The organism is Parabacteroides faecis, assembly GCF_014647375.1.
GTDB classification, from domain to species: Bacteria; Bacteroidota; Bacteroidia; order Bacteroidales; family Tannerellaceae; genus Parabacteroides; species Parabacteroides faecis.
Map to the genome: position 1 here is coordinate 190,732 of NZ_BMPB01000002.1, position 24,874 is coordinate 215,605.

General features: G+C 43.9%; 16 protein-coding genes and 1 riboswitch. Of the genes, 9 read left to right on the forward strand and 7 right to left on the reverse strand.

Translation table 11 applies throughout. The features are described from left to right. Nucleotides 1-130: 130 nt before the first annotated feature. From IEY67_RS03405 to IEY67_RS03420, 4 genes are all read right to left on the reverse strand, one after another. Entirely contained in the window at nucleotides 131-796 is a 666-nt protein-coding gene (locus IEY67_RS03405) for a helix-turn-helix domain-containing protein (RefSeq protein WP_229800945.1), read from the reverse strand. A gap of 553 nt (nucleotides 797-1,349) precedes the next feature. Beyond that, nucleotides 1,350-3,707, reverse strand: a complete 2,358-nt coding sequence (locus tag IEY67_RS03410; protein ID WP_229800946.1) for a TonB-dependent receptor — start codon at nucleotides 3,705-3,707, stop codon at nucleotides 1,350-1,352. Next, nucleotides 3,704-5,185, reverse strand: a complete 1,482-nt coding sequence (locus IEY67_RS03415; RefSeq protein WP_183669765.1) for a PepSY domain-containing protein — start codon at nucleotides 5,183-5,185, stop codon at nucleotides 3,704-3,706. The genes IEY67_RS03410 and IEY67_RS03415 overlap by 4 nt, the downstream gene beginning before the upstream one ends. Nucleotides 5,186-5,203: 18 nt before the next feature. Beyond that, nucleotides 5,204-6,118 (reverse strand): sirohydrochlorin cobaltochelatase, encoded by a 915-nt coding sequence (locus tag IEY67_RS03420; protein ID WP_183669767.1) that lies wholly within the window; start codon nucleotides 6,116-6,118, stop codon nucleotides 5,204-5,206. 125 nt (nucleotides 6,119-6,243) lie between these two features. Next, nucleotides 6,244-6,439: riboswitch (cobalamin riboswitch) on the reverse strand. A 140-nt stretch (nucleotides 6,440-6,579) separates the two neighbouring features. On the opposite strand from IEY67_RS03420, the gene aspT reads away from it, so the two are divergent. The 5 genes from aspT to IEY67_RS03445 all read left to right on the forward strand — a co-directional run bounded on the left by aspT (nucleotide 6,580) and on the right by IEY67_RS03445 (nucleotide 15,270). Next, nucleotides 6,580-8,277 carry an aspartate-alanine antiporter gene (aspT, locus tag IEY67_RS03425; protein WP_183669769.1) on the forward strand — a complete coding sequence of 566 codons (1,698 nt, stop codon included), beginning with the start codon at nucleotides 6,580-6,582 and terminating at the stop codon, nucleotides 8,275-8,277. A gap of 180 nt (nucleotides 8,278-8,457) precedes the next feature. Then, nucleotides 8,458-10,110, forward strand: coding sequence for a bifunctional aspartate transaminase/aspartate 4-decarboxylase (locus IEY67_RS03430; RefSeq protein WP_183669771.1), 1,653 nt, complete (start codon nucleotides 8,458-8,460; stop codon nucleotides 10,108-10,110). Between the two features lie 274 nt (nucleotides 10,111-10,384). After that, nucleotides 10,385-12,631, forward strand: coding sequence for an aconitate hydratase (locus tag IEY67_RS03435; RefSeq protein ID WP_122352641.1), 2,247 nt, complete (start codon nucleotides 10,385-10,387; stop codon nucleotides 12,629-12,631). A gap of 12 nt (nucleotides 12,632-12,643) precedes the next feature. Further along, a complete protein-coding gene (icd, locus tag IEY67_RS03440; RefSeq protein WP_183669772.1) occupies nucleotides 12,644-13,903 on the forward strand; it encodes an NADP-dependent isocitrate dehydrogenase in 1,260 nt (419 codons plus the stop codon). Nucleotides 13,904-13,923: 20 nt separating this feature from the next. After that, complete coding sequence (locus IEY67_RS03445; protein ID WP_122352643.1) at nucleotides 13,924-15,270, forward strand: citrate/2-methylcitrate synthase; 1,347 nt, start codon at nucleotides 13,924-13,926, stop codon at nucleotides 15,268-15,270. An 85-nt stretch (nucleotides 15,271-15,355) separates the two neighbouring features. Here IEY67_RS03445 and IEY67_RS03450 read toward each other — a convergent pair whose 3' ends face one another. From IEY67_RS03450 to phoB, 3 genes are all read right to left on the reverse strand, one after another. After that, the gene (locus tag IEY67_RS03450; protein WP_183669774.1) at nucleotides 15,356-16,597 is read right to left on the reverse strand and encodes an Hsp70 family protein; all 1,242 of its coding nucleotides are present in this window, start codon (nucleotides 16,595-16,597) and stop codon (nucleotides 15,356-15,358) included. 84 nt (nucleotides 16,598-16,681) lie between these two features. Beyond that, nucleotides 16,682-18,448, reverse strand: a complete 1,767-nt coding sequence (phoR, locus tag IEY67_RS03455; protein ID WP_183669776.1) for a two-component system sensor histidine kinase PhoR — start codon at nucleotides 18,446-18,448, stop codon at nucleotides 16,682-16,684. 16 nt (nucleotides 18,449-18,464) lie between these two features. Then, complete coding sequence (gene phoB / locus IEY67_RS03460; RefSeq protein ID WP_183669778.1) at nucleotides 18,465-19,151, reverse strand: two-component system response regulator PhoB; 687 nt, start codon at nucleotides 19,149-19,151, stop codon at nucleotides 18,465-18,467. A gap of 597 nt (nucleotides 19,152-19,748) precedes the next feature. On the opposite strand from phoB, the gene IEY67_RS03465 reads away from it, so the two are divergent. The 4 genes from IEY67_RS03465 to radA are packed head-to-tail and all read left to right on the forward strand — an operon-like array spanning nucleotide 19,749 to nucleotide 24,847. Beyond that, nucleotides 19,749-21,869 carry a KamA family radical SAM protein gene (locus IEY67_RS03465; protein ID WP_183669780.1) on the forward strand — a complete coding sequence of 707 codons (2,121 nt, stop codon included), beginning with the start codon at nucleotides 19,749-19,751 and terminating at the stop codon, nucleotides 21,867-21,869. A gap of 35 nt (nucleotides 21,870-21,904) precedes the next feature. Next, on the forward strand, nucleotides 21,905-22,447 hold the full coding sequence (locus tag IEY67_RS03470; RefSeq protein WP_122352647.1) for a ferredoxin domain-containing protein: 543 nt from the start codon (nucleotides 21,905-21,907) through the stop codon (nucleotides 22,445-22,447). Nucleotides 22,448-22,482: 35 nt separating this feature from the next. Beyond that, nucleotides 22,483-23,439, forward strand: coding sequence for a hypothetical protein (locus tag IEY67_RS03475; protein WP_122376082.1), 957 nt, complete (start codon nucleotides 22,483-22,485; stop codon nucleotides 23,437-23,439). A gap of 34 nt (nucleotides 23,440-23,473) precedes the next feature. Beyond that, on the forward strand, nucleotides 23,474-24,847 hold the full coding sequence (gene radA, locus IEY67_RS03480) for a DNA repair protein RadA (protein WP_122352649.1): 1,374 nt from the start codon (nucleotides 23,474-23,476) through the stop codon (nucleotides 24,845-24,847). The last annotated feature ends 27 nt before the right edge of the window (nucleotides 24,848-24,874 follow it).

Sequence of the window (24,874 nt, forward strand, 5' to 3'; positions counted from 1 at the left end):
TTTAAAGAATCTGTATTTAGATATACAAAGGTAAAGTGTGTAAAAGGAGAGAGGTGTATACAATGTCACATATAAAATATATAATCTGATATAAAAGTGGAGATACTGATCGAAAAGGAATAATAATCTCTTATCGATTTAATTTCTTTCTTAATTCTTCGGGAGTAACTCCGAATTGCGTCTTACAGAATTTGTAGAAATGTGAGTGCGAACTGAAGTCGAACTCATCTATTATGCTCTTGAAATCCTCCTCTTTTGTTGTCAGGCATTTTAAGATCCGTTTTGCCTTTTCATTCAGTAGCCATTGGTATGCGGGAATACCGAATGTCTCTTTGAATTTGATCCGGAAAGTATTCACTCCGTATCCCATCAAGTTGGCTAATTCTTTTACATTCTTTACTTTCATATAATTTGCTGCAACATGTCTCTCGAAGTCTGTGGTATGGTTGACCAGCAAATAGAAAAAATTACCTAGTTCTTCTTTTGTGTATATTCTTTTAAGAAGATAGAACATTTCATCTCTTTTGGATGCGTACAGTTTATAGTCCAGGTAATTATTCTCCTGATACTGAATGAGGAGTTTCAAGAAACTGTATAAAGGTTCGATTATCTTCAATTCGATCCATTCGAATGTCGATTCAGGCAGCAGGTCATATTTGGCCTGGAAACTCAAAAGCTCGTCGATAGTCAGGCTATCGAAGGTAAAAAGCAGGACTTTTGAGCATGGGGCAATCTCATAGGTACAATTATCGAACATTTTAATAAATAACATATAAGGTTCTTCAATAAACTTCATTTTGATATGTGGAGAGTTTATTTTCAGAGACCCGCCCAGAATGAAAATAATCATATTATTGTATATGCAAGATTTTGTTAGTTTTGTTCCTTCAGGTTTATTAAAGAGATCAAAACCGGCATGCAGTATTTGGTTATTTGATACTTCGGAAGAAGTATTGTTGATCGTACTTTTCATCTTTTGGCCTAGATTTAGTTATTATTTCTATCGCTTATGAATGTAGATGCAAAAAAAGTACAATGTTACAGTTCCGCATATATACAAAATGTCATTTTATGTGCATAAATTAATATAAATAAAAATACAAGTGAATGAGATAAATAATTAGTTGATAACAGATAAAATATCTATTGTTATTGCTCCATTAATATTATAGTATAAGGATATTAGTATTCTGAAATAGAAGCTTTGAGTTAATCACACTTGGACTTTGAACTGCAAAGATATATAAAGTATTGATTATTTGAATAAAAAACGGTCGTTTCCCTATATTAAGAGAAGCGACCGTTCTTATATAATACTGTGCTGTATGCAAGCACAGGGTAACGGGATCTTATCTGAAATTGTAAGAGATAGTAGCCATAAAATTGCAAGGTTTACCTAAAACGGTACTCTTTACAAAGTATTCTTTATTAAAGAGGTTGTTTACGTTTACAGCCAGGTTGATTGACTTTTTGATGGTATAGTAAATACCTGCATCAACGATGTAGCAGGATGGAATATATGAGTTATCGGCAATATTCTGGTAGATACGGTCTGTAAATGTTCCGCTCAGGTGGAATGACAGATCTTTCAACGCACCTTTAGGGATTGTGTAGTCTGCATAAGTATAGAAGGTAACGCGCGGAACTCCTGTGCTGCGTTGTCCGGTTGTTTCACTGAAATTAAACCAATCCGCATTCGTGTCTATATTTTTGAGAAAACTACTCATCAGACGATAGTCAGACCATCCGCATCCGCCTACGATTTGCAGGTTAGCGACAGGACGTAATGTAAGATCGATGTCAAAACCCTTGGTGTCTGCACGGCCGACTTGTGCCTGAACATTTTTATCTACAGCAGCTCCATTTTCTTCTGTAGACATTTTACCGATTGTCTTGACGACATTATGTTTACGAATGTAATAAATACTGGCATTCACTTCCAATAACTGGTTCAATTCATAACGGGCTCCCACTTCATACTGATTACCTCTTTCCGGTTTGAAGACTTCTCCTCCGGTTTCATCAGGATTGAAGAGTTTTCCATCGGCTCCCATATATAGTATATTTTTATCATAAAATGTTTTATTCGGTTTGAAATAGGAAGCTGCGGAAGCATAGATAGAAACTGCCGGAATCGGCAGATAGACGATGCCGCCACGATAGGTAAAAGCAGCAGTACTAACTTTATTCCAGTCTGTACGATTCTCTTTTTCGTAATGTTGACGTCCGTCATCGATCAATGCTGAGGCGCTCTTATATTTGTAAATGTCAAGACGTCCGCCCAACATCCCTTTCCAGTGATCGTTGATCTCGAAGACATCATGCAGATAGATACCATTGGTGATATATTTGGCAATACTAGCTTTAGAGACTTTACTATCCCACCAGTCACGTACAATATGAGGGTTATCAACCGGAAGTATCTGATTTTTGCCTGGTCCCCAAACATCATCGCTGTTATATCCTGTATAATTGGTATAATCGAAATAGGTATAGTTCCATCCCAATGTATAATTGTTGGTGATGAAGCCTGTTTCGATTTTTCCTGTTAGTTCGGTGGTATTTGTGATGGAATAATTATCCGGATTAAAACATAACGGGTCTCCTGATCGTAGCGAATCGAGATTTACATATGTTTTTTTCCCTTTTCTATCGAAATAATACAAATCATAAATAGGGTCTGAACTGCTGACATATGACATTCCTTCTACACAACAGTAATCCAAATTGCTGTGTCCGTAGGATAGAGTTTCACGGAATTTCATCCAGTCAGTTAACGGTTGGGTATATTGCATACGTACATCCATGTTACGGCGGTGCATCTTATTGTTTGCAAAGTCGTTGTACACGGTATGGGGATCGGCTGTGGGGTGCAGTGCTCCGCTAGGTAGATAAAGTTTGTCATCGGATGCATAAAATATATCTCCCGGCATTGTCGGCGCCGCACCTATCTCCGTGGTATAATGGTCGTCATTGAAACTGATATTTCCTTCGAAATAGCCTTTTCCTATTTCTGCTCCCAGGGCGAAGAGGCCGGAGAAACGATCAGCATTCACATCGCGGTAACCATCGCCTGTACCATAATGAATATTTGCACGGTAATTGACCGGACCGATCAGTTTGCCACCGAAACCGACTGTTGCTTCTTTCTGGTTCCAGCTACCGTAGCTGATACTGGCATTTGCCGAGAAATCGGCAGATGCCTTTTTCGTTATGATATTGATAACGCCACCCATGACCGAGTGTCCGCTCAGGATAGAAGCCGGACCTTTGATTACTTCTATCGATTCGACAAAAGAAAGATCGCCGAACGGCATTGTGTTTAACAGTGTACGCTCGTCACGGATTCCGTCGATAGCGAATACGGCGTCCGACGTACCACGAATGCTGTACCGCTGGAAAGCACCCAGCTGGTTGCTGCTCAATGTAACCCCCGGCAGGAAACGTACGGCATCTTCCATATTCAGGATATGCTTTCTTTCCAGCGTCTTGCTGTCCAGGCGGGTAACAGTGATAGGAAGGAACTTCAGTGGAACATCCATGTTCAGCAATTGGACCGGTTGTTCCCGTAATGGCGTTGCCTGTTTCTTTTTAGCTGTAATTTCAACATTGCCGACGGTAAAGATCGAGTCGGTAATACTTCTTTGTCCGAACATGAATGACGGACAAGCGATAACCATTGATAAGAGTAAAATTTGCTTTCTCATACTTTTTGTTTAAAAAATCTATTTGCCTTTCTGATAATCCATTTGATCGATAATACGACCCCGGTCAATGACAGGAATGTCCCGCCGAGTAGTAAAGTGTACATAACGATATTCCAGAGTACCGGACGGTCGGTAAGGAATTTGATGTTGAGACTGTGAAGACCGCTGTAAAGTAAACGGCGTAACCGGCCGTCATCGTCTACCCGTCGCTGCATCAGCGTTTCCGGCTGATAGTAATGGCGTGTATGCATTTCATCGTCGACGATGATACGGTAGACCGGCAACTGCGTACGATCTTTCTTGCGTCCGTAATAATCCTGGTCGTATTCCGTAAGTAAGTCTAATTTATAGGGGATGCTGTCTCCATACATTTTAACCGCCTCTTTCCGTACCATATCTTCGGTCAGGAGGAAAATCCGGATTGCTGTTGTATCGGTCGCATCGATGTTGATTGTTTGCGAATCGGTGGTAAGCCTGTAGTAAGGATACTTTTGCCAGGTTGCCCATTCGATGCTTTTTACACTGTCGACCGCCTCCAGTACTTTCCGGTAATCCAGGCGATAGGCAGAGGCGACAAAGCGTCCTTCCGATCCGCCCCACGGGATGCGGCGTGACATATCCTGCTTTTCTTTCGGAGCTTTTTTCATCCAGTCGGGAATATCCATTAACGACATCATTCCGCTGAAAGCGAATGTAATGGTGAAAATACCGAAGATCAATCCACTGACATAATGCCATTTGAACCATCTTTTCCTGTAAGGGGAAAATAACTTCTTATGGCGGTTGCGCCAGGCCAGTTGTATGGAAAGGATCAATCCTGCCAGGCACATGATACAACCGATGCCGGAACTCCATTTCACGAAGTTGATCCAGGCAACCTGATTCTGGCGGAGCGATGTGAAGTAAACCCAGTGGGGAATGGCTCCGAGCCACGCCCATAAGCGCTGGTCTTTGTCGGTGAATTGCAGGACGCGCCCTGTTTTTGAAGAAATATAGAGTTCATGGCGGCCATCATCCGCAAATGTATATTTATAGATGGGAAACTCTTCGCGCAACCGTCCGAAAGGAATCCATTGATCCAGCTTATACATCGAATCCACACGCAGTATCGGAGATGAGCACCATTGTGCTGCAGTCCGCTCGATAGTTTCGTCATTTATTGCTTCGACTGGTTGCAGAGAGTCTGCATAGAGTGTTTCGGGCGTATTCTTTCCCCGGAAATGAACCACAGGCCGGTCAAAATACATTTCCATGGAGAGTGAACGGACCTGTGCTGAATCGGGAAGAACGGACAGAAGAGTTTCCATATCCGGCAAATTTCCGTCGATAACCTGTTGCCTTTCTAATTTATCCTGTTGTGATGCTCTGGGAAATGAATGATAGATCATTACTATACCTGAAAGGAACCACATCAGAAATAAGATACTCAGAAGTAATCCGAGTATCTTATGTGTAAGTTTTAGTATTTTTCTGAACATTTAGTTTTGTGCTTGAACTTAGTCCTTTTCAGCAGCGTATTGTTTTTTCTTTTCAGTGATATTGACCATTTTATGTTTGGCCGCAAACCTGGCATGATCGATGAATAGTTTCTGGATATCCGGATTTTGTCCTAATCCCTGCATAAAGACAGACACCTGGTAACCTTTGCTTTCCAGTTCCTGCTTCATATCGCCTGCTATATCGTTGTTGGCATGGTCGCCTGCAACAAACATAAAAGGCATCAGCAGTACTTTCTTTACACCGCTGACATCCAGTTTGGCTACCATATCGTCGAAAGAAGGATAGCCTTCTACGGTGGTTACATGGTAATCGGTATATCCTTTGGATTGCAGCATATAATCCATCATGGCGTACTGTGCCGTGGCTGGTGTATATGTTCCGTGTCCGACAAGAACTGTCGCGCCTTCTTTGGCTCCGTTCTTTGCTACGGCTGCTATCACATCTTCAAAGTCATGCGGTGTATAAAGCAGCGGGTTGCCGATACGTACCTCTTTGAAATTCTTTTCCAGCGGTGCAATGTCTTTGCGAAGCGATTCCATTTCCACCCCTTCGATAATGTTTGTAGATTGGATGAGGATATGAGTATATCCGTCTGCTTTCAGTTTTTCCAGTGCTTCGACCGGATTCAGTTTTTCGATACCGCGGGCTTTCAGGCGGCGTGCCACGATGCGGGAAGTGTAGGCTTCGCGTACTTCCATGTCTTTGAAGGCTTCTTGCGCTTTCCGGTTGATCGCGTCGATGGTGAGAGCACGGGTGTCGTCATACGTGGTACCGAAATGTACCATTAATAAGGCGGCTTTGTCACCCGGTTGCATGGAGGCCAGCATGTCGGATGCCTTGAAGTTCTCGCCGTCATGTGCCCAGCACATAGGTGCGAGCATACAAGCAATAAGTAATAGTAAATGTTTCATATAATGTAAATTAAAAGGTAACGAACGAATACGACAAGCCACAATACCGGCTGTCGGTAAACATTTTCTTTTATCAAAAAGAGATTGTCCGTATGTTTTATCATTCTCCTGACCCCGGGGGAATACGATATAAATAAACCTTGGCAGGTTTCCTGACTTGCCCGGAAAGCGACCTTCCCATCCTTGTATCGGACAGTGGTGTAAGAATGCTTTCCTTATTATCGGGCTTCACAGTAGCGGGCACTGTTCCGGATTCAAACCGGATTCCCTTTTATACGATTAACGGAATGTTATCGTATCACCAAAGCGGGGACAAAGATAGAAAATTATTTAAAATAAGATGGATTTTATATTCTCTTAATTGAATCGGCCGGAACAACTTCCTTGTGGATACTGTTCCATTTACCACAATAAAACCGGACATATCGTATGTCTTAATATTAACGCCAAACAATTAATATATGGAGTGGTTTGCAGATTTACTCAAACATTATCCGGAACTGGCCATTTTTCTTACACTGGCATTGGGCTTCTGGATCGGTAAATTTAAAATAGGGAAGTTTTCTTTGGGGACAGTTACCAGTGTTCTACTGGTCGGAGTATTGATCGGACAATTGCATATAGAGATCGGTGCACCAATTAAATCGGTATTCTTTCTTTTGTTCCTGTTTGCTGTCGGCTACAGCGTAGGACCGCAGTTCTTTCGGGGACTGAAGAAGGAAGGGCTTCCGCAGATGCTTTTTGCAGCATTGATGTGCCTGTTCTGTTTGTTCATTCCTTTCCTTCTTGCCAAACTGATGGGATATAATGCGGGCGAAGCTGCCGGGTTACTGGCCGGTTCACAGACTATTTCGGCCGTATTGGGAGTAGCGGAAGATACGATCAATCAGGGAAGCCTGAGCGATGCCGATAAAACGGCTATGATCAACGTGATGCCGGTGGCTTATGCCGTGTCGTATATTTTCGGTACGGCGGGTTCTGCCTGGATCATGAGTGACGTGGCTCCCCGTCTGCTGGGTGGACTGGCATCCGTGAAAAAGGCTTGTAAAGAGCTGGAAGCCAGGATGGGGAATGATGATGAAAGTGAGCAGCCCGGATTTATGCCTGCAGCACGTCCTATCACTTTCCGGGCTTATAAGATAAGCAATGACTGGTTCGGTGCCGGAAAGACCGTACAGGAACTGGAGGATTATCTGGAAGGGCAGGGGCGCCGCTTGTTTGTGGAGCGTGTCCGTATCAATAATGTTATTTATGACGTAAAGCCGGACCTTATGCTCCAGAAAGGAAATGAAGTTGTCTTGAGCGGACGGCGTGAGTTTGTGATCGGTGAGGAAGACTGGATAGGGGATGAAGTGAATGATATCGATTTGCTGGATTTCCCTGCAGAAACATTACCTGTATTGATCTCCCGCAAAAAGTTTGCAGGCATGACGGTGGCACAACTCCGCAAGGAAAAGGTGATGCATGGTGTCAGTATCAAGAGTATCAAACGTGCCGGGATCAGTATTCCGGTATTGGCTGCGACCCGGATCGATCCGGGCGATATGCTCGAACTGGTCGGGACAAAGCTGGAAGTGAATGAGGCGGCTGCTACTTTGGGATATGCCGATCGACCTACGAACCAGACGGATATGATCTTTGTCGGGTTGGGTATCTTTATCGGTGGTATAATCGGTTCGCTGGCTATCCACTTCGGGGATATTCCTGTCAGCCTGAGTACGAGTGGCGGCGCGTTGATTGCCGGGTTGGTATTCGGATGGCTTCGCTCCAAACATCCGACATTCGGACGCATTCCGGAGCCTTCGCTTTGGGTGTTGAATAATGTCGGACTGAATATGTTCATTGCCGTGGTCGGGATTACGGCAGGTCCGAGTTTTGTGACCGGGTTTAAGGAAGTAGGGGTGAGCCTGTTTGTTATCGGCGCTTTGGCAACGACTATCCCGTTGATTGCCGGTGTCCTTATGGGACGTTATCTCTTTAAATTCCATCCGGCCATCACTCTTGGCTGTACTTCCGGTGCACGAACGACAACTGCTGCCCTCGGTGCCGTGGAGGATGCGGTGGAGAGCCAGACACCGGCATTAGGTTATACTGTTACCTATGCGGTAGGTAATACTCTTTTAATTATCTGGGGAGTAGTAATCGTGTTGTTGATGTAGGGATAACGGGCCAGTGCCATTACTGTGGCAAGACTCTGCCATGCCTTTGGCACAACTCTGCCATTACTATGGCATAACTCTGCCACTAGAGTGGCACTGGCTTCGGCTTAGGAGAGAACATACTCTTTTCATAAGAGTAAATCTGGTAAAAACAAGCATTAATTATACATTATATATAATATGGAAGATAAAAAGAAAATCGTAGTTACCCGTGAATACGAAAAGAAGATGTCGGAGATCAGTCCATTCGAATTAAAAGATATCCTGATCGACCTGGCCGATGAAAGTGCACGTAAGAGCACACACATCATGTTGAATGCCGGACGCGGCAACCCAAACTGGATCGCCACCACACCCCGCGAAGCCTTTTTCCTGCTTGGCCAGTTCGGTTTGGAAGAATGCCGCCGGGGGACTAAGCTGGAAGATGGAATGGTCGGCCTTGCCGGTGTTCCCCAGAAACCGAGTATTGCCTATCGTTTCCGGGAGTTCCTCGATAAGCACGAGGGAACGCCGGGTTCCAAGCTTTTACGCGATACTTATAATTATATGGTACGTGAAAAAGGTATCGATGAAAATGATCTCGTCCATGAATGGGCGGAAGGTGTAATAGGTGATCAGTATCCGATCCCCGACCGTATTTTGAAATATACGGAAGTCCTAGTCCGTGACTATCTGGATCAGGCCCTTTGCAACAACCTTCCCCCTGAAGGGAAATTCGACCTGTTTGCTACTGAAGGCGGAACGGCAGCCATGTGTTACATTTTTGATTCCCTGCAACAGAACTTCCTGTTGAATAAAGGAGATAAGATCGTCTTGTTCGCCCCGGTCTTTACACCGTATATCGAAATACCCGAACAGGCACGTTACCTGTTTGATGTAACAGAAATACATGCATTGAAAATGACGGGTGACGGCTATCATACCTGGCAGTATCAGGAAAAGGACTTGGATATATTGAAAGATAAATCGGTTAAGGCTGTCTTTATCGTCAATCCGAGTAACCCGCCTTCTTACGCACTGACACACGGACTGACGGAACGTCTGGTCGATATCGTAACCAATTATAATCCCGACCTGATGATCATTACCGATGATGTGTATGCCACTTATGTTCCCGGTTTCCGTTCCCTGATGGCGGAATTGCCGGACAACACCTTGTGTGTCTATTCTTTCTCCAAATACTTCGGAGCCACAGGCTGGCGTCTGGCTGTAGTCTCTTTACACGAAAAGAATATTTACGACCGGATGATCACTGAATTACCGGACGATAAGAAAGCAGCACTGACAAAACGTTACAGCAGCATCATGCTCGACCCGTCGAAGATGAAGTTCATCGACCGTATGGTTGCCGACAGCCGCCAGGTTGCACTTAATCATACAGCCGGTCTTTCCCTGCCGCAACAGACACAGATGGCTTTGTTTGCTTCCTTCTCTATCCTGGATACCGAGAATCTGTATCAGTCGCGAATGGTGGAAATTATCCATGAACGCCTGCATACGCTTTGGGAAAGTACAGGCTTTACTTTGCTGGATGATCCTCTTCGTGCCGGTTATTACAGTGAGATAGATATGGAGGTCTGGGCAAAGAAGTTCTACGGAGATGAATTTGTAGAATATCTGAAAGCCAATTACGAACCGGTCGATGTCGTATTCCGGCTGGCACAGGAAACTGCGCTCGTCCTCTTGAACGGAGGTGGCTTCGATGCTCCCGAATGGTCGATCCGCGCTTCGCTGGCAAACCTGAAACAGGGTGATTATGTACGGATCGGAGAAGGGATTGCTTCTATTTTGCACAGTTATGCCGACAGGTGGAAGGAATCTAAAAAACAATAAACATACATATTCGTTAATATCTATTGAACAAAATAAGTTCGCCGCGCGTTTTATAAATGAACGTAAGGCGAACTTTTTATTTGTATAGATATCCTCTATGGTCTCATAGACATTATTGAATAAAAGGTGTTTTATTTATATATACATTTGTTAATGAGAAAATAGAATTGCAAAACGATAGCTGTCATCTATATTACATTCTTTATGGCAATGAATCGTTTTATTTGCATACAAACAAGCATTCTGATAAACAAACAACTAATAGGATTATAATATGGTGTACGACATTGAAATGCTGAGAAGCTTTTATTCCAATTTCCCGAAACGGGTAGATGCGGCCCGCGAAAAGATCGGTCGTCCGATGACTTTGGCCGAGAAAATCTTATATGCTCATTTATATGATGAAGAAGCACTCCGCTTGTTCAGGCGCGGAGATGATTATGTGAACTTCCGTCCCGACCGTGTGGCGATGCAGGATGCGACAGCGCAGATGGCATTGTTGCAGTTTATGAATGCTGGAAAAGACAAATCGGCTGTTCCTGCTACCGTTCATTGCGACCATCTGATCCAGGCAAATATCGGGGCGAAAGCGGATATTGAAACAGCGACCAAGGGGAACAGCGAGGTATATGATTTCCTTAAATCCGTATCCGATAAGTTCGGGATCGGTTTCTGGAAGCCCGGAGCTGGCATTATTCACCAGGTTGTGCTGGAAAATTATGCATTCCCCGGCGGAATGATGGTGGGGACAGATTCCCATACGCCGAATGCCGGAGGTTTGGGAATGGTTGCCATTGGTGTCGGTGGCGCTGATGCGGTCGATGTAATGACCGGTATGGAATGGGAACTGAAGATGCCGAAACTGATCGGTGTTAAACTAACCGGACGTCTGAATGGCTGGGCTTCTCCCAAAGATGTCATCTTGAAATTGGCAGGAATTCTGACAGTGAAAGGTGGGACGAATGCCATTATCGAATATTTTGGTGAAGGTGCTTCCTCTATTTCCGCTACGGGAAAAGCGACGATCTGTAACATGGGGGCCGAAGTCGGAGCAACTACTTCATTATTCCCCTACGACCTGAATATGGCTACTTATCTGCGTGCCACCGGACGTGATACGGTTGCCGCCTGGGCCGACGCTATTCAGGATTATCTGGAAGCCGATATGGAAGTGAGGGCACAGCCGGATGAATATTACGACCGTGTAATCGTGATCGACCTATCGGAACTGGAACCGCATATCAACGGTCCGTTCACTCCGGATGCAGCGACACCTATCTCTGAATTTGCAGCTAAAGTGAAGGCTAACGGTTATCCGCGTAAGATGGAAGTCGGTCTGATCGGTTCGTGTACCAACTCTTCTTACCAGGACTTGAGCCGTGCTGTCTCCATTGCCCGTCAGGCTTTTGAAGATAAGATTCCTGTCGCTTCTCCGTTGATTATCAATCCGGGTTCGGAACAGATCCGTTACACAGCCGAACGTGACGGTATTATCGGTGACTTTGAAAAGATCGGTGCAACGATCATGGCAAATGCTTGTGGCCCGTGTATCGGACAGTGGAAACGTCATACCGACGATAACACCCGAAAGAATTCTATTGTAACTTCCTTTAACCGTAATTTCGCCAAACGTGCAGATGGAAATCCGAACACACATGCTTTTGTCGCTTCTCCGGAACTGACACTTGCCTTGACAATAGCAGGAGACCTTTGCTTCAATCCGCTGACAGATACATTGAAGACCGAAGACGGTCGTGAAGTTAAACTCCGTGAACCGCAGGGTACGGATTTTCCACCTGATGGTTTCGATGTCAAAGACAACGGTTATCTGGCTCCGACCGGAAAGAATGTGGTAGTAAATATCAATCCCGAATCAAATCGTTTGCAGGTCTTGCAGCCTTTTGCCCCGTGGGACGGAAATGACCTGTTGGAAATGCCGCTTTTGATAAAAGCGTCCGGCAAATGTACGACAGACCATATTTCGATGGCCGGTCCGTGGCTGCGTTTCCGTGGTCATCTGGAAAATATTTCCGATAATATGCTGATGGGTGCTGTGAATGCTTTCAACGGCCAGACGAATGCAGTGTTGAATCAGTTGAATAATGAATATGAGGCTGTTTCTGCTGTTGCCAAACAGTATAAGGCGAAAGGTATTTCGTCCATCGTGGTTGCTGAGGAAAACTATGGTGAAGGTTCGTCCCGCGAACATGCGGCAATGGAACCCCGCTTCCTGAATGTGAAGGTGATCCTTGCCAAGAGTTTTGCCCGTATCCATGAGACGAACCTGAAAAAACAGGGCATGCTGGCCCTGACCTTTGTAAATAAGGAAGACTATGACAAGATCCGCGAAAACGATCATATCTCTATCGTCGGTCTGAAAGACTTTGCGCCGGGTAAACCTTTGGCAGCTATCTTGTATCATGCGGACGGCACACAGGAATCATTCCCCGTAAATCATACGTACAATGATTTACAGATCAAATGGTTCAAAGCCGGGTCGGCATTGAATGTAGCACATTAATAAACTATCACAATGAGTAAAATAACAAAACAAAACGGCCGCCTGATTGTCCCGGACAAGGTGGTTATTCCTTATATAGAAGGTGACGGTGTGGGAGCAGAGATCACCCCGGTCAGCCAGAAGATTGTCAATGCCGCTATTGAAAAAGCATATGGTGGTAAACGCTCCATAGAATGGAAAGAAGTCCTGGCTGGTGAAAAAGCATTTAATAAAACAGGCAGCTGGTTACCAGAAGAAACAATGGATGCCTTCCGCGAATATATGGTCGGTATAAAAGGACCGCTGACTACTCCGATCGGTGGCGGTATCCGTTCCCTGAATGTCGCTTTGCGCCAGACACTCGACCTGTATGTCTGCCTGCGCCCTGTCCGTTGGTTCAAAGGAGTTGTTTCTCCGGTCAAAGAGCCGCAGAAAGTGGATATGTACATCTTCCGTGAAAATACGGAAGATATTTATGCCGGTATCGAATGGCAGCAGGGAACGCCGGAAGCTGCTAAATTCCTGAAGTTCCTGACGGAAGAAATGGGAGTGACGAAAGTCCGCTTCCCGGAAACGTCTTCGTTCGGTGTGAAGCCTGTCTCTGTAGAAGGAACCGAACGCTTGGTACGTGCCGCTATCGAATTTGCTCTGACGAATAAATTACCGAGCGTAACGCTGGTGCATAAAGGTAATATCATGAAATTTACCGAAGGTGGTTTCAAGCTCTGGGGATATGCTCTTGCAGAACGCGAGTTCGGAGATAAGACATTCACCTGGCCGCAATATGAAAAGATCAAAAAGGAAAAAGGCGAAGCTGAAGCCGTTAAAGCGATGTTTGAAGCGACTGCTGCCGGAAAAGTGATCATCAAGGATGTGATAGCAGATGCTTTCCTGCAAAACACCCTGTTGATTCCCGAAGAGTATTCGGTTATCGCAACTCTGAATCTGAATGGCGATTATATATCGGACCAGTTAGCAGCGATGGTTGGCGGCATAGGCATTGCACCGGGTGCCAATATTAACTACGACAGTGGTTATGCTATTTTTGAAGCAACCCACGGTACGGCTCCCAATATTGCCGGAAAGAATATCGTGAATCCGTCATCCCTCTTGCTCTCATCCGTGATGATGCTTGAATATATGGGCTGGGATAAAGCGGCCGGACTGATCACTGCTGCTATGGAAGAAGCATTCTCAAAAGGAGAAGCAACGAATGACCTGGCACGCTTTATGCCGGAAGGAAAAACTCTTGGCACCAAGGAATTTGGTGATTGTATCATATCTTTATTGTAACCTCGTAAAAATAATTCGTGATGAAAAAAGAATATCTTATTTATAAGCTGTCGGATGCGTCGAAGGATGCCTGCAAGATCGATAATGAACTGTTCCCGATGTATAACGTGAAACGCGGTCTGCGCAATGAAGACGGCAGCGGCGTATTGGTCGGATTGACCAAGATAGGTAATGTGGTCGGTTACGAACGTCTGCCGGATAACGGCGGTTTGAAAGCCATCCCCGGGAAATTGTTTTACAGAGGTTATGATGTCGAAGATCTGGCACATGCCCTGATCAAGGAAAAACGTTTCGGTTTTGAGGAGGTTGCTTATCTGCTTCTTTCCGGCAAATTACCCGATAAGGAGGAACTGGAATCTTTCAAAGGACTGATCTGCGACAACATGCCGCTGGAACAGAAAACAAAGATGAATATCCTCGATCTGGAAGGCCAGAATATTATGAATATATTGGCTCGTAGCGTACTGGAAATGTATACTTTCGACCCGAATCCGGACGATACCTCCCGTGACAACCTGATGCGTCAGTCTATTGAACTGATCTCCCGGTTCCCGACCATAATAGCTTATGCTTATAATATTTTCCGTCATAGTACACACGGCCGTTCGTTGCATATTCGCCACCCGCACGAAAATCTTTCGCTTGCAGAGAACTTCCTGCACATGCTGAAGAAAGACTTTACCGAACTGGATGCCCGTACATTGGATTTATTGCTTGTTTTACAGGCTGAACATGGCGGTGGTAACAACTCGACCTTTACGGTTCGCGTAACCAGTTCGACAGGAACTGATACTTATTCTTCCATTGCGGCTGGTATCGGTTCGCTGAAAGGCCCGTTGCATGGTGGAGCCAATATTCAGGTTGTCGATATGTTCCATCACCTGAAAGAGAACATCGGCGATTGGAAGAATGTAGATGAAATAGATACGTATTTTATGCGTATGCTGAATAAAGAAGCCTATAATAAGACCGGTTTGATTTATGGTATCGGTCATGCCGTCTATACCATTTCCGATCCGCGTGCCGTCGTACTTAAAGAACTGGCCCGCGATCTGGCAAAGGAAAAAGGACGCGAAGAAGAGTTCGCCTTCTTGGAGTTACTGGAAGAACGTGCTATCGAATGTTTTGCGAAGCATAAAGGAACGAAGAAACGTGTTTCTTCAAACGTAGACTTCTATTCCGGCTTTGTCTATGAAATGATCGGTCTGCCGCAGGAAATCTATACACCGCTATTCGCTATGGCACGTATTGTCGGTTGGACTGCCCACCGTATCGAAGAGCTGCACTTCGACGGTAAACGTATCATCCGTCCGGCTTATAAGAATGTTCTGGAAGAAGCGACTTATGTTCCGATATCCGAACGTTGATAGAAAATCAAAGGTATAATTAAAGGCTATATGAAAAGCATCGATGAGTTTTTCGTATAGCCTTTGTTTTGATATCTATTAGAGATTAGTAACTGAGCGATAACCCGTATGCCACACTATTAAAAGTATTCCCTGTGCGTATCTTATCCTCTCCGAAGATACGATAAAGAATTTCTCTTGCCGGAATAACAAGGCTACTGCCGCCTGTGATGAAAACCGAATCGATATCCTCGGCTTTGTATTTGGCTGTTTCGAGCATCTTGCGGAGGTATTGCTCGATCTCGTTCGTATGTCGTTCGATGATCGTGGCGAACTCGGATGGTGTGAAAGGTTCGTGTATGCTGATAGCATCCTTTTCAAAGTCTATCGTCGTTTCTTTTCCGTCCGAGAGGTTTATCTTGGATTGTTCGATTCTTTTGAATAGGGAGAATACATAGTTATTGTCTATTAAAACCCTGACATTGTTTATTCTGGGATTGTTACCTGAAAGATGATAGTAACTATCCATCGAGCGGCGCAGCTTACTTTCTTTCAGCATAAATGTCCTTTCCCAGTTTTTCAGTTCACGGTAAAGGATGGAGGGAACTTCTATCTCCTTATCGTAGGATTGATATTTGGCACCGCGGCCCAGGTGAGGAGTCACTTTGTACCACATGATTTCCGAATCAAACAGGTCACCGCCAATATAGACACCGCCATGAGCAATGATATCGTCTTTGCGGTCTTCTTTCCGGATTTTCCCTGGTGATAGGTTCATAATGGTAAAATCGGACGTACCGCCGCCGAGATCAGCTACCAGTACATTTTCACTATGGTCGAGTTGTTGTTCGTAGGAGAGGGCGGCAGCGATTGGTTCCAGTTGCAGCTTGATATTTTTGAAACCAGCATTGCGGGCGGCAAGCGTCAAGCGATTGACAGCGAGATTTTCCTGTTTTATGTCTTCAGAGAAAACAGCAGGTCTTCCGAGTATCACATCGGTTATTTCTGTGCCGGTAAAGGCTTCCGCTTTTTCTTTCAGATGGCGGATGATGCAGGTAACGAGCTGATCGGGCGTCATTCTTTTACCGGATATCCAGGTAGAAAGAAATTTGTCCTGACGGAGCAGCGTCTTGACGGATTTCAGCAGACGCCCGGTCATTTCTTCTTCTATGTATTTATTGTGGGCTTCTTTTCCCACATAGTATTTCATTTCATTTGTGTCCGGAAAGTACAGAATGGAACTGGTGCTGTATGAAAATACTTCTTTCCGTGTTGCTTTGTCTGTGAGTGATATAATGGAATTGGATGTTCCGAAATCCAGACCGCATGTCAAATCTTTTATATTCATCTTTGCCTTATCTTTTAAGAAAAATAGGGCGCGAAGATATAAAATACGACACATTTATATACTATATATACATGTAATTTATGTTTATAATTTTTTCTTAAGGGTAAAGAAGAAAGTGACTCCTTTCCCCGGGCTGCTTTTTGCAGAGATCTGTCCTTTATGGAAATTGACTCCGTTTTTAACGATAGACAATCCTAATCCGGTTCCTCCGACTTTCCGGCTGCGTCCTTTATCCACCCGGTAGAATCTTTCAAAGATCCGGTTGATATGTTCTTCTGAAATACCGACACCGTTATCTGCAAAGCTGAAATAATAGAATTTAGGATCTTCCTTATAACAGTTTACCGTAATCTGGCTTCCTTCTCCGGCATAGGCAATTGAATTGTCATATAGATTCCGGAAGATAGAATATAATAATGAATAATTACCGTGTATCGTAGGATCACCGGGCAAAATAATCTCGGAAGTAATCTGTTTTTCTTCCATCTCTTTTGAGCATTCCTTTTGGATCTCTGCAATCAGTTTCGGAATGTTTATATCAGACAGATCGAACATGTCGGAAGCTTCGTCCAGACGGTTCAGAACAGAAATATCCCGTAATAATCCTGTCAGGCGGGTACTTTGTGAGTAACAACGTTCCAGGAAAAACTGACGTTTGTCGGAAGTGAGTTCCGGATTGCTGATGATCGTTTCCAGATATCCCTGAATGCTGCTGACGGGTGTTTTCAACTCGTGTGCTACGTTCTGTGTAAGCTGACGTTTCATCCGGCTTTCCTCTTCCTGACGCGAAATGTCATTGATGGAGATCTCGTAGCTGTTATCCAGGAACAGGATACATTCGATCAGGAATATTTTTCCGTTCTTATCGATGGTGACAGATTCACGCAAAACCTTGCGTTTACGATTCGTATTAGGAATATTTTTATTCAGAAATGCCTTGATCGGTTCCAGCTCATGGATCTCTATCACTTCTTCGGCTTGCCGTATCTGACTGTCGGAGATAACGTTCGAGAACTGAATGAGAAGAATATTCGACAGAATCTCTTTCCCTTCGGGTGTAAACATGGCAAACCCTTCTTTGGCATATTGGAAATGTTTTATCAGCTTTTCACGCTCCATAGAGAGTTCGTCTTTTGCCTTTTGCTGTTGATGATATAAAGTGATGATGTTCTTTGAAATATCGCCTAGTTCATCATTGGGAAAGGTATAATCAGTCTCCGGTATCCGGTCTTTTTCAATATTCAGGGCAAAATCTCGTAATTTGGAGATGGTCCGGCCGATACTGAAAGTGAAACGGGAGAGGACAAAGAAAAAAATCAGGGTCATCAATATCATAAAATATATGAAGTCCTTGTCTGTCGATAAGGCACTTTGCACATACGGATCATAAGGGAGTGCCGAGCGGTAGATATAGCTGCCGATGTTGCTGGCCGAATAAAAATATCGTCTGCCTGTCGATCCGGAGGTTCGGATGGCAAAGCCTTCGTTATACAAACGGGCCTTACGTACTTCGCTGCGGTCGTTATGATTATTAAATTCTTCTGTTCCGCTATTATCGAATAGCACTTTACCGTTAGGATCGATAATTGTTACACGTAACTCTTTCTGTGGAATCTCCTCGATGAATTGCTGTACGACTTTGTTAATATCGGCATCTTGCTGGGTACGGCGAAATAATTGGTAATTATAGTTACTCAATACATTATTCAACTTTTCCTGCGAAAATTCCCGTTCCCGTTGATATTGAAACAACAGAAAACAAACAGTGAATCCAAGGAACATCACAAAAATGGACCAGAATAGCCGTTGACTGAACGGCATCCGGTTTCTCATCTTTTCTACTCTTACCATAATTCAAATAACAGGATTAGCATTCAAAACAATAACCGAAGCCGAGGCGGGTAACAATGTTTTTTCCGTAAGGGCCTATCTTTTTCCGTAACCGGGTAATATTTACGTCTATTGTACGGTCCAGCACATATACTTCGTCTTTCCAGATGCGTGACAGTATCTCTTCGCGTGAAAAAACATTCCCTTTATTCTCCAATAGTAATTTAAGTATTTCAAATTCTTTTTTGGTCAGGGGCACTTCTTTGCCGTCAACCGATGCTTTGATACGTTTTGTATCTAACACTAATGTATCATAGTTGAGACGCTCGTTTATATCGACTTTTTCCTTTTCAGCCGTTCTTCGTAACACGGCTTTAACACGTGCGACTACCTGACGGATCGAAAATGGTTTTGAAATATAATCGTCTGCTCCCAGGTTAAAGCCTGTCAACATATCGTTTTCAGTATCTTTCGCTGTCAGGAAGATAATCGGGATATTGGAAGTGTTTTCTTCTTTCCTTAAAATACTCGCCATCTTGAATCCGGAGATTTCTCCCATCATGACGTCCAGTAAAAGTAGTTGATAAACAGATAGATCCTTTTTTAAAGCATCTTCTGCACTGAAGGCGGTATCCACTTCGTAACCTTCTATTTCCAGATTGAATTTGAGGATTTCGCACAAGTCCTCTTCATCATCCACAACAAGAATTTGGGGCATATCCATAGTCTTTTTATTTTATTTGAAATGAACAATTCATTCCATCGTTTACAAAATTAATTATTTTCTGCAAAGGAAGGCATTCGGTATTTCGGCAGAGTGAAATAACTGTTACATTTCTGTTACAAAAGAGAGGTGTGTTCTGGATAAAATAAAAAAGTCTACTTTCACAAGTAGACTTTTTTAATACTTATAATGACCAATACCTTTACCTAAAAATGAGAGGCTTTAGCCTCAAATATTACTTGTCACAAAAATAAAAATAGTTTTTGATAAAAACAAATTATAACGCATATTTTTCAAGGTTTGTGTAAAAGTAAAAATACCCTCTTTCTCGTGTAATGCCCTAAATGAGATCAAAATGTAATTAAAAGCTCACAGAAATGTCATTTTGCTCTTTATTTTTTGTCGATTAGAATGTTTTAAAAGTGGATATTCATAGTTTTTCGATTAAAAATGTTATATTTGTGGACATGTGTAACAGTCTGGACTACTTCAACCATTTCTTATGATTTGATAACCCGTATCCCCGGATATAATCTCTCCAGGTGAGTGGCATGATTTATAATATTATTCTAATCTATCTAAAAAGCAGTGATGTTTATGATTAAAAGAAAAGAACTAACGTACGACAATTCTTATTTACTCAAAGTGTTTAACAGGGACTTTCCTCATTTGGTGACAATGGCGGAAGAGAGCCGGAACGTGAAATTGTTCAGGGAAGCTCTACGCTCATTCGTTTCTTCCCGGATTGAAATCAACGGAGGTGGCAGTAATATGGGGAATGCCGTGGCGAAGCGTATTTTACTTTTAATAGAATATGACGGATCTCCGATAGATGAGCTTTCGACCGGAGAGGAGATGTCTATACAGACTATCACTTATTTCTGGCAATTATTGGCAGGAAAGTTGACGGAAGAGGTTTCACCTGACCTGTTTATAGATCTTTATCATCAGTTCACGTTGTTGGAGCATCCGGAGACTGTTGAGCCGGACCGTGCTTTGGTGAAACGCCAGATGAATCGCTGGCCTACAGGATTGGATGAAGATGTTATTGCGATACGTGAAGCCAATAAAGACCGTATTATAAAGAGACTGATCCGTAAGATCGAACGTAGGAACGCTCCTTCCTCCCGTTTTCAGTTCTCACCGGAAATGACTTATGAAGAAAAGTATGACCAGGTGAAAGAATGGTGGAATACTGCACGTTTTCATCTGGCTTTGGCAATCAAAAGTCCGACAGAACTGAATTATTTCCTGGGAGAATCCCTTTCGGAAGAAATGATGCAGCTCCTTGCGCGGGCCAGGAAAAAAGGAATGCCGTTTTTCGTTACACCTTACTACTTGTCGTTATTGAATCCCGGAGAAGACGGATATGATGATAAAACGATCCGTTCATATATCCTTTATTCAAATGAACTGGTCGATACTTACGGTTGTATAAAAGCCTGGGAAAAAGAAGATATCGTGGAAGCCGGTAAGCCGAATGCAGCCGGATGGCTTTTGCCGGAAGGACATAATATTCACCGTCGTTATCCAGAGGTTGCTATTCTGATCCCTGATTCGATGGGAAGGGCCTGCGGAGGTTTATGCGCCTCTTGTCAACGTATGTATGACTTTCAGAGTGAACGTCTTAATTTCGATTTTGAAGCATTGAAACCGAAAGAGACCTGGGATAAGAAGTTGCGCCGTTTAATGCATTATTTTGAAGAAGACGCACAGTTGCGTGATATACTGATCACCGGTGGAGATGCCCTGATGAGCCAGAACGCCACATTGCGTAAAATATTGGAAGCCGTATATAAAATGGCGGTCCGCAAACGCAAGGCGAATGAACTGCGTCCGGAAGGTGAGAAGTTGGCCGAATTGCAACGAGTCCGTTTGGGGTCACGTTTGCTTGCTTATCTACCTTTGCGAATTACCGACGAACTGGTATCTATCCTTAAAGAGTTCAAGGAAAAAGCATCGACTGTCGGAGTTTCCCAGTTTATTGTTCAAACACATTTTCAATCCCCTTTGGAAGTGACTCCTGAAGCTAAACGTGCTATAAAGGCGATACTCGATGCCGGATGGGTGATCACGAACCAGTTGGTTTATACGGTTGCTGCTTCCCGCCGCGGACATACTGCCAAATTACGGCAGACGCTCAATTCTGCCGGTGTGATATGTTATTATACGTTCTCGGTGAAAGGCTTCCATGAAAATTATGCTGTTTTTACTCCAAACAGCCGTTCGCTCCAGGAACAACATGAAGAGAAGATTTTCGGTAGAGTACCCGATGATAAGCTGGCAGAACTGGACGATATAGTGACCAATAAACGTCCTTTAGGCAGGAAACTATATAATTTCCTGCGTGAGAATCATCTGTTGTTCGCAGCCACAGACCGTAATGTTCTGAATCTTCCTGCAATAGGTAAAAGTATGACATTTAAAACCGTAGGATTAACGGCCGAAGGGAAGCGCATCCTGAAGTTTGATCATGATACCGGCCGTCGCCATAGTCCGATCATCGATAAGCTGGGGCAAGTATATATTGTAGAGAATAAGTCGGTGGCTGCTTATTTGAGGCAATTGGAAGAGATGGGAGAGGACGTGAAAGAATATCGCAGCATCTGGAATTATTGCGAAGGAAAGACAGAACCGCGTTTCAGCTTGTACGAATATCCCGATTATCCGTTCATGATTACAGAAAAGATGACTAATCTTGAACTCGAAAGCGAGTAAAAGTGTATCTTTGTTCCTGCTAAACCAATAAAAAGATGATACAGAACGAAAGAGAAATACGGCACGAACATGTGTTAGAGGCTGTCCGTCAGATGATGACGGCTGCCCGTACGGCTCCCAAGGGGAAGGGGATCGATATTATAGAAATAGCAATGGTTACCGGCGAAGATATACAACGTTTGTCTGACGAGATGCTGAACCTGGCGGCAGAGACCGGATTTAAGTTCATTTTGCGTGATGCAGATAATATTTTAAGTGCGGAAGCAATCGTGATATTGGGTACACGGCAGCAGGTACAAGGACTCAACTGTGCTCATTGCGGTTTTGAAACCTGCGTAGAGAAGCCGGCAGAAGTACCGTGTGCTATCAACTCTGTCGATTTGGGTATTGCTATCGGTTCGGCTTGTGCAACCGCATCCGATTTGCGTCTGGATACCCGTGTTATGTTCAGTGCCGGTCTGGCAGCCCAACGTTTGGGATGGCTGGGAGAGAGCAGGAGTGTGATGGCCATTCCGGTCAGCGCCTCTTCTAAAAACCCGTTCTTCGACCGTAAACCGAAAGAACAACCCGTGAAATAATTAGCAGGAATTAGGACAAATAACACAATGACTTTATGATAAAGTTTGACAACAAACTTGAATTACGTTATTCATTTAACGATAAGTCCAGTTATATGGATGCCTGGGTCAAACATCGCTGTGAGAAAGAGATACTTTCCATGCTGCGTGTGTTGGCAGATGTACTGGACGTGAAGATGACAGCCCATTGTGAACCCTTTTCGCAGGAAGGCGGATACCGGGTCGTATGGCCGATAGCAGGTGAGAGTTCGCGCTCTATCTCAGTAGTATTGAATATTCTGATGCAGGTTTTAACCAGGCCGACATTGTCTGTCGGCGGTCAACCTTTAGTCGACAGGACGAATGCCGACGAAGAGGATATGCAGAAGGAAATCTCCTTATTGAAACGTTCGCTTAAATTGAAACAGGCGGGGGCTTTGATACCTCGCGAACTGGTGGAATTGTTGGCATCCTGGCCGAAGTTCTGTAAATATAAATCCAACTTTTACGAAGCGTTGCGTGGATATCCCAAAGTAACGAAGATCAATGTACGTGAATTAAATGATAAAAATCGTAGCCGTTCCGGCTCCTTGGAGGTGAAGCGCGAACAGTTTGATTACTTTATTCTTCGTTCGGATGACCTGCCGACTGTCAAAGATAATAAAGCTACCATTGAGATTATCTCGCCGGTATTGAAGGATAGTCGTTATCGTTGGAAAGGTATTTATAACAAAGGTGGCGAGACGATCGACTTCTACATGTGCGATGAAGATTTCAAAAAGCAGATGTTCGATGAAAAGATATCTTTTACAAGCGGTATGTGCATCGATTGTGTACTGGAGATTGCTCGTAAATTAAGTGAGATGGGCGAGACGATCAATATCAGCTATACCGTGACCACTGTGATTCGTACCCGTTTTGATAAAATGGAAATCGTTACTCCGCAAGGCAAGCGCCACCTGCGTAAGCTGGAGGCGGAGAAGAAACAACTTACACTCGACTTATTTGGCTAACTTTTCCTATCTTTACGCCAAATCTTAAAGATGTATGGCTAAGACAAAAACAGTATACGTCTGCTCCAATTGTGGAGCAGACTCTCCTAAGTGGATCGGTAAATGTCCGAATTGCGGCGAGTGGAATACCTATGTGGAAGAGATCGTAGCTACTAAAGAACCTGCGGCAAAACGTATTATTCCCGGTATTACGGAAACAGGAAAAATCCGTCCGGTCCTGTTGCGTGACATTACATCCGAAGAAGAAACCCGAATCGATTTGAAAGACGAAGAACTGAATCGTGTCCTGGGAGGCGGTTTGGTCAAAGGTTCGTTGGTACTGATTGGCGGTGAGCCGGGTATCGGTAAGTCTACCCTGGTTTTGCAGACTGTTTTGAGGCTGAATAATTTGAAAACATTATATGTATCCGGCGAGGAAAGTAGTCGGCAACTGAAACTTCGTGCTGATCGTATCGCTCACGAAAATCCGGAATGTTTTATCCTGAGTGAAACGAATCTGGAACAAATATTTATCCAGGCACGCAACGTACAACCTGATTTATTAATCATAGATTCTATCCAGACAATCTATACGGAGATCGTAGAATCTTCTCCCGGTAGCGTATCGCAGGTGCGTGAGTGTAGTGCTGCAATCCTGAAATATGCCAAAGAAAGTGGTGTGCCTGTTTTGTTGATAGGCCATATTAATAAAGAAGGAAGTATTGCCGGACCGAAAGTATTGGAACATATCGTCGATACGGTTCTTCAGTTCGAAGGCGATCAGCATTATATGTACCGCATCCTCAGGAGCATTAAAAACCGTTTCGGTAGCACGGCGGAACTGGGTATTTATGAAATGCGTCAGGATGGCTTGCGTGAAGTCAGCAATCCGTCAGAGTTATTGCTGACACAAAACCATGAAGGGTTGAGCGGTGTGGCGATTGCTGCAGCCATCGAAGGGATACGTCCTTTCCTGATTGAGACACAGGCATTGGTCAGTTCTGCTGTCTACGGGACTCCGCAACGTAGTGCGACCGGATTCGATCTTCGGAGAATGAATATGCTTCTGGCCGTCCTGGAGAAACGTGCCGGATTTAAGTTGATACAGAAAGACGTCTTTCTTAATATTGCCGGTGGTTTGAAGGTAAACGATCCTGCGATAGATTTAGCCGTTATCAGTGCAATCCTTTCATCGAGTCTGGATATCAGTATCGAACAAGGTGTCTGTATGTGCGGTGAAGTCGGTTTGTCGGGAGAGATCCGTCCTGTCAACCGTATCGAGCAACGTATTCTGGAAGCGGAGAAGTTAGGATTCTCACGTATTATCATTCCTCATAATAACCTGAAAGGGTTCGATACCAATAAATGTAAGATACAAATAGTACAGGTACGGAAAGTAGAAGAGGCTTTCCGGCAATTGTTTGGATAAATATTTCTTGTATGAAAAATCAGATAT

What these genes read in the sequence shown, in the direction of transcription:
- IEY67_RS03415 (WP_183669765.1), bottom strand. Translation starts at nt 5,185, where the DNA reads ATGTTCAGAAAAATACTAAAACTTACACATAAGATACTCGGATTACTT.
- icd (WP_183669772.1), top strand. Translation starts at nt 12,644, where the DNA reads ATGAGTAAAATAACAAAACAAAACGGCCGCCTGATTGTCCCGGACAAG.
- IEY67_RS03475 (WP_122376082.1), top strand. Translation starts at nt 22,483, where the DNA reads ATGATAAAGTTTGACAACAAACTTGAATTACGTTATTCATTTAACGAT.
- IEY67_RS03470 (WP_122352647.1), top strand. Translation starts at nt 21,905, where the DNA reads ATGATACAGAACGAAAGAGAAATACGGCACGAACATGTGTTAGAGGCT.
- IEY67_RS03465 (WP_183669780.1), top strand. Translation starts at nt 19,749, where the DNA reads ATGATTAAAAGAAAAGAACTAACGTACGACAATTCTTATTTACTCAAA.
- IEY67_RS03445 (WP_122352643.1), top strand. Translation starts at nt 13,924, where the DNA reads ATGAAAAAAGAATATCTTATTTATAAGCTGTCGGATGCGTCGAAGGAT.
- IEY67_RS03450 (WP_183669774.1), bottom strand. Translation starts at nt 16,597, where the DNA reads ATGAATATAAAAGATTTGACATGCGGTCTGGATTTCGGAACATCCAAT.
- IEY67_RS03435 (WP_122352641.1), top strand. Translation starts at nt 10,385, where the DNA reads ATGGTGTACGACATTGAAATGCTGAGAAGCTTTTATTCCAATTTCCCG.
- IEY67_RS03410 (WP_229800946.1), bottom strand. Translation starts at nt 3,707, where the DNA reads ATGAGAAAGCAAATTTTACTCTTATCAATGGTTATCGCTTGTCCGTCA.
- IEY67_RS03420 (WP_183669767.1), bottom strand. Translation starts at nt 6,118, where the DNA reads ATGAAACATTTACTATTACTTATTGCTTGTATGCTCGCACCTATGTGC.
- IEY67_RS03430 (WP_183669771.1), top strand. Translation starts at nt 8,458, where the DNA reads ATGGAAGATAAAAAGAAAATCGTAGTTACCCGTGAATACGAAAAGAAG.
- radA (WP_122352649.1), top strand. Translation starts at nt 23,474, where the DNA reads ATGGCTAAGACAAAAACAGTATACGTCTGCTCCAATTGTGGAGCAGAC.
- phoB (WP_183669778.1), bottom strand. Translation starts at nt 19,151, where the DNA reads ATGGATATGCCCCAAATTCTTGTTGTGGATGATGAAGAGGACTTGTGC.
- phoR (WP_183669776.1), bottom strand. Translation starts at nt 18,448, where the DNA reads ATGGTAAGAGTAGAAAAGATGAGAAACCGGATGCCGTTCAGTCAACGG.
- IEY67_RS03405 (WP_229800945.1), bottom strand. Translation starts at nt 796, where the DNA reads ATGAAGTTTATTGAAGAACCTTATATGTTATTTATTAAAATGTTCGAT.
- aspT (WP_183669769.1), top strand. Translation starts at nt 6,580, where the DNA reads ATGGAGTGGTTTGCAGATTTACTCAAACATTATCCGGAACTGGCCATT.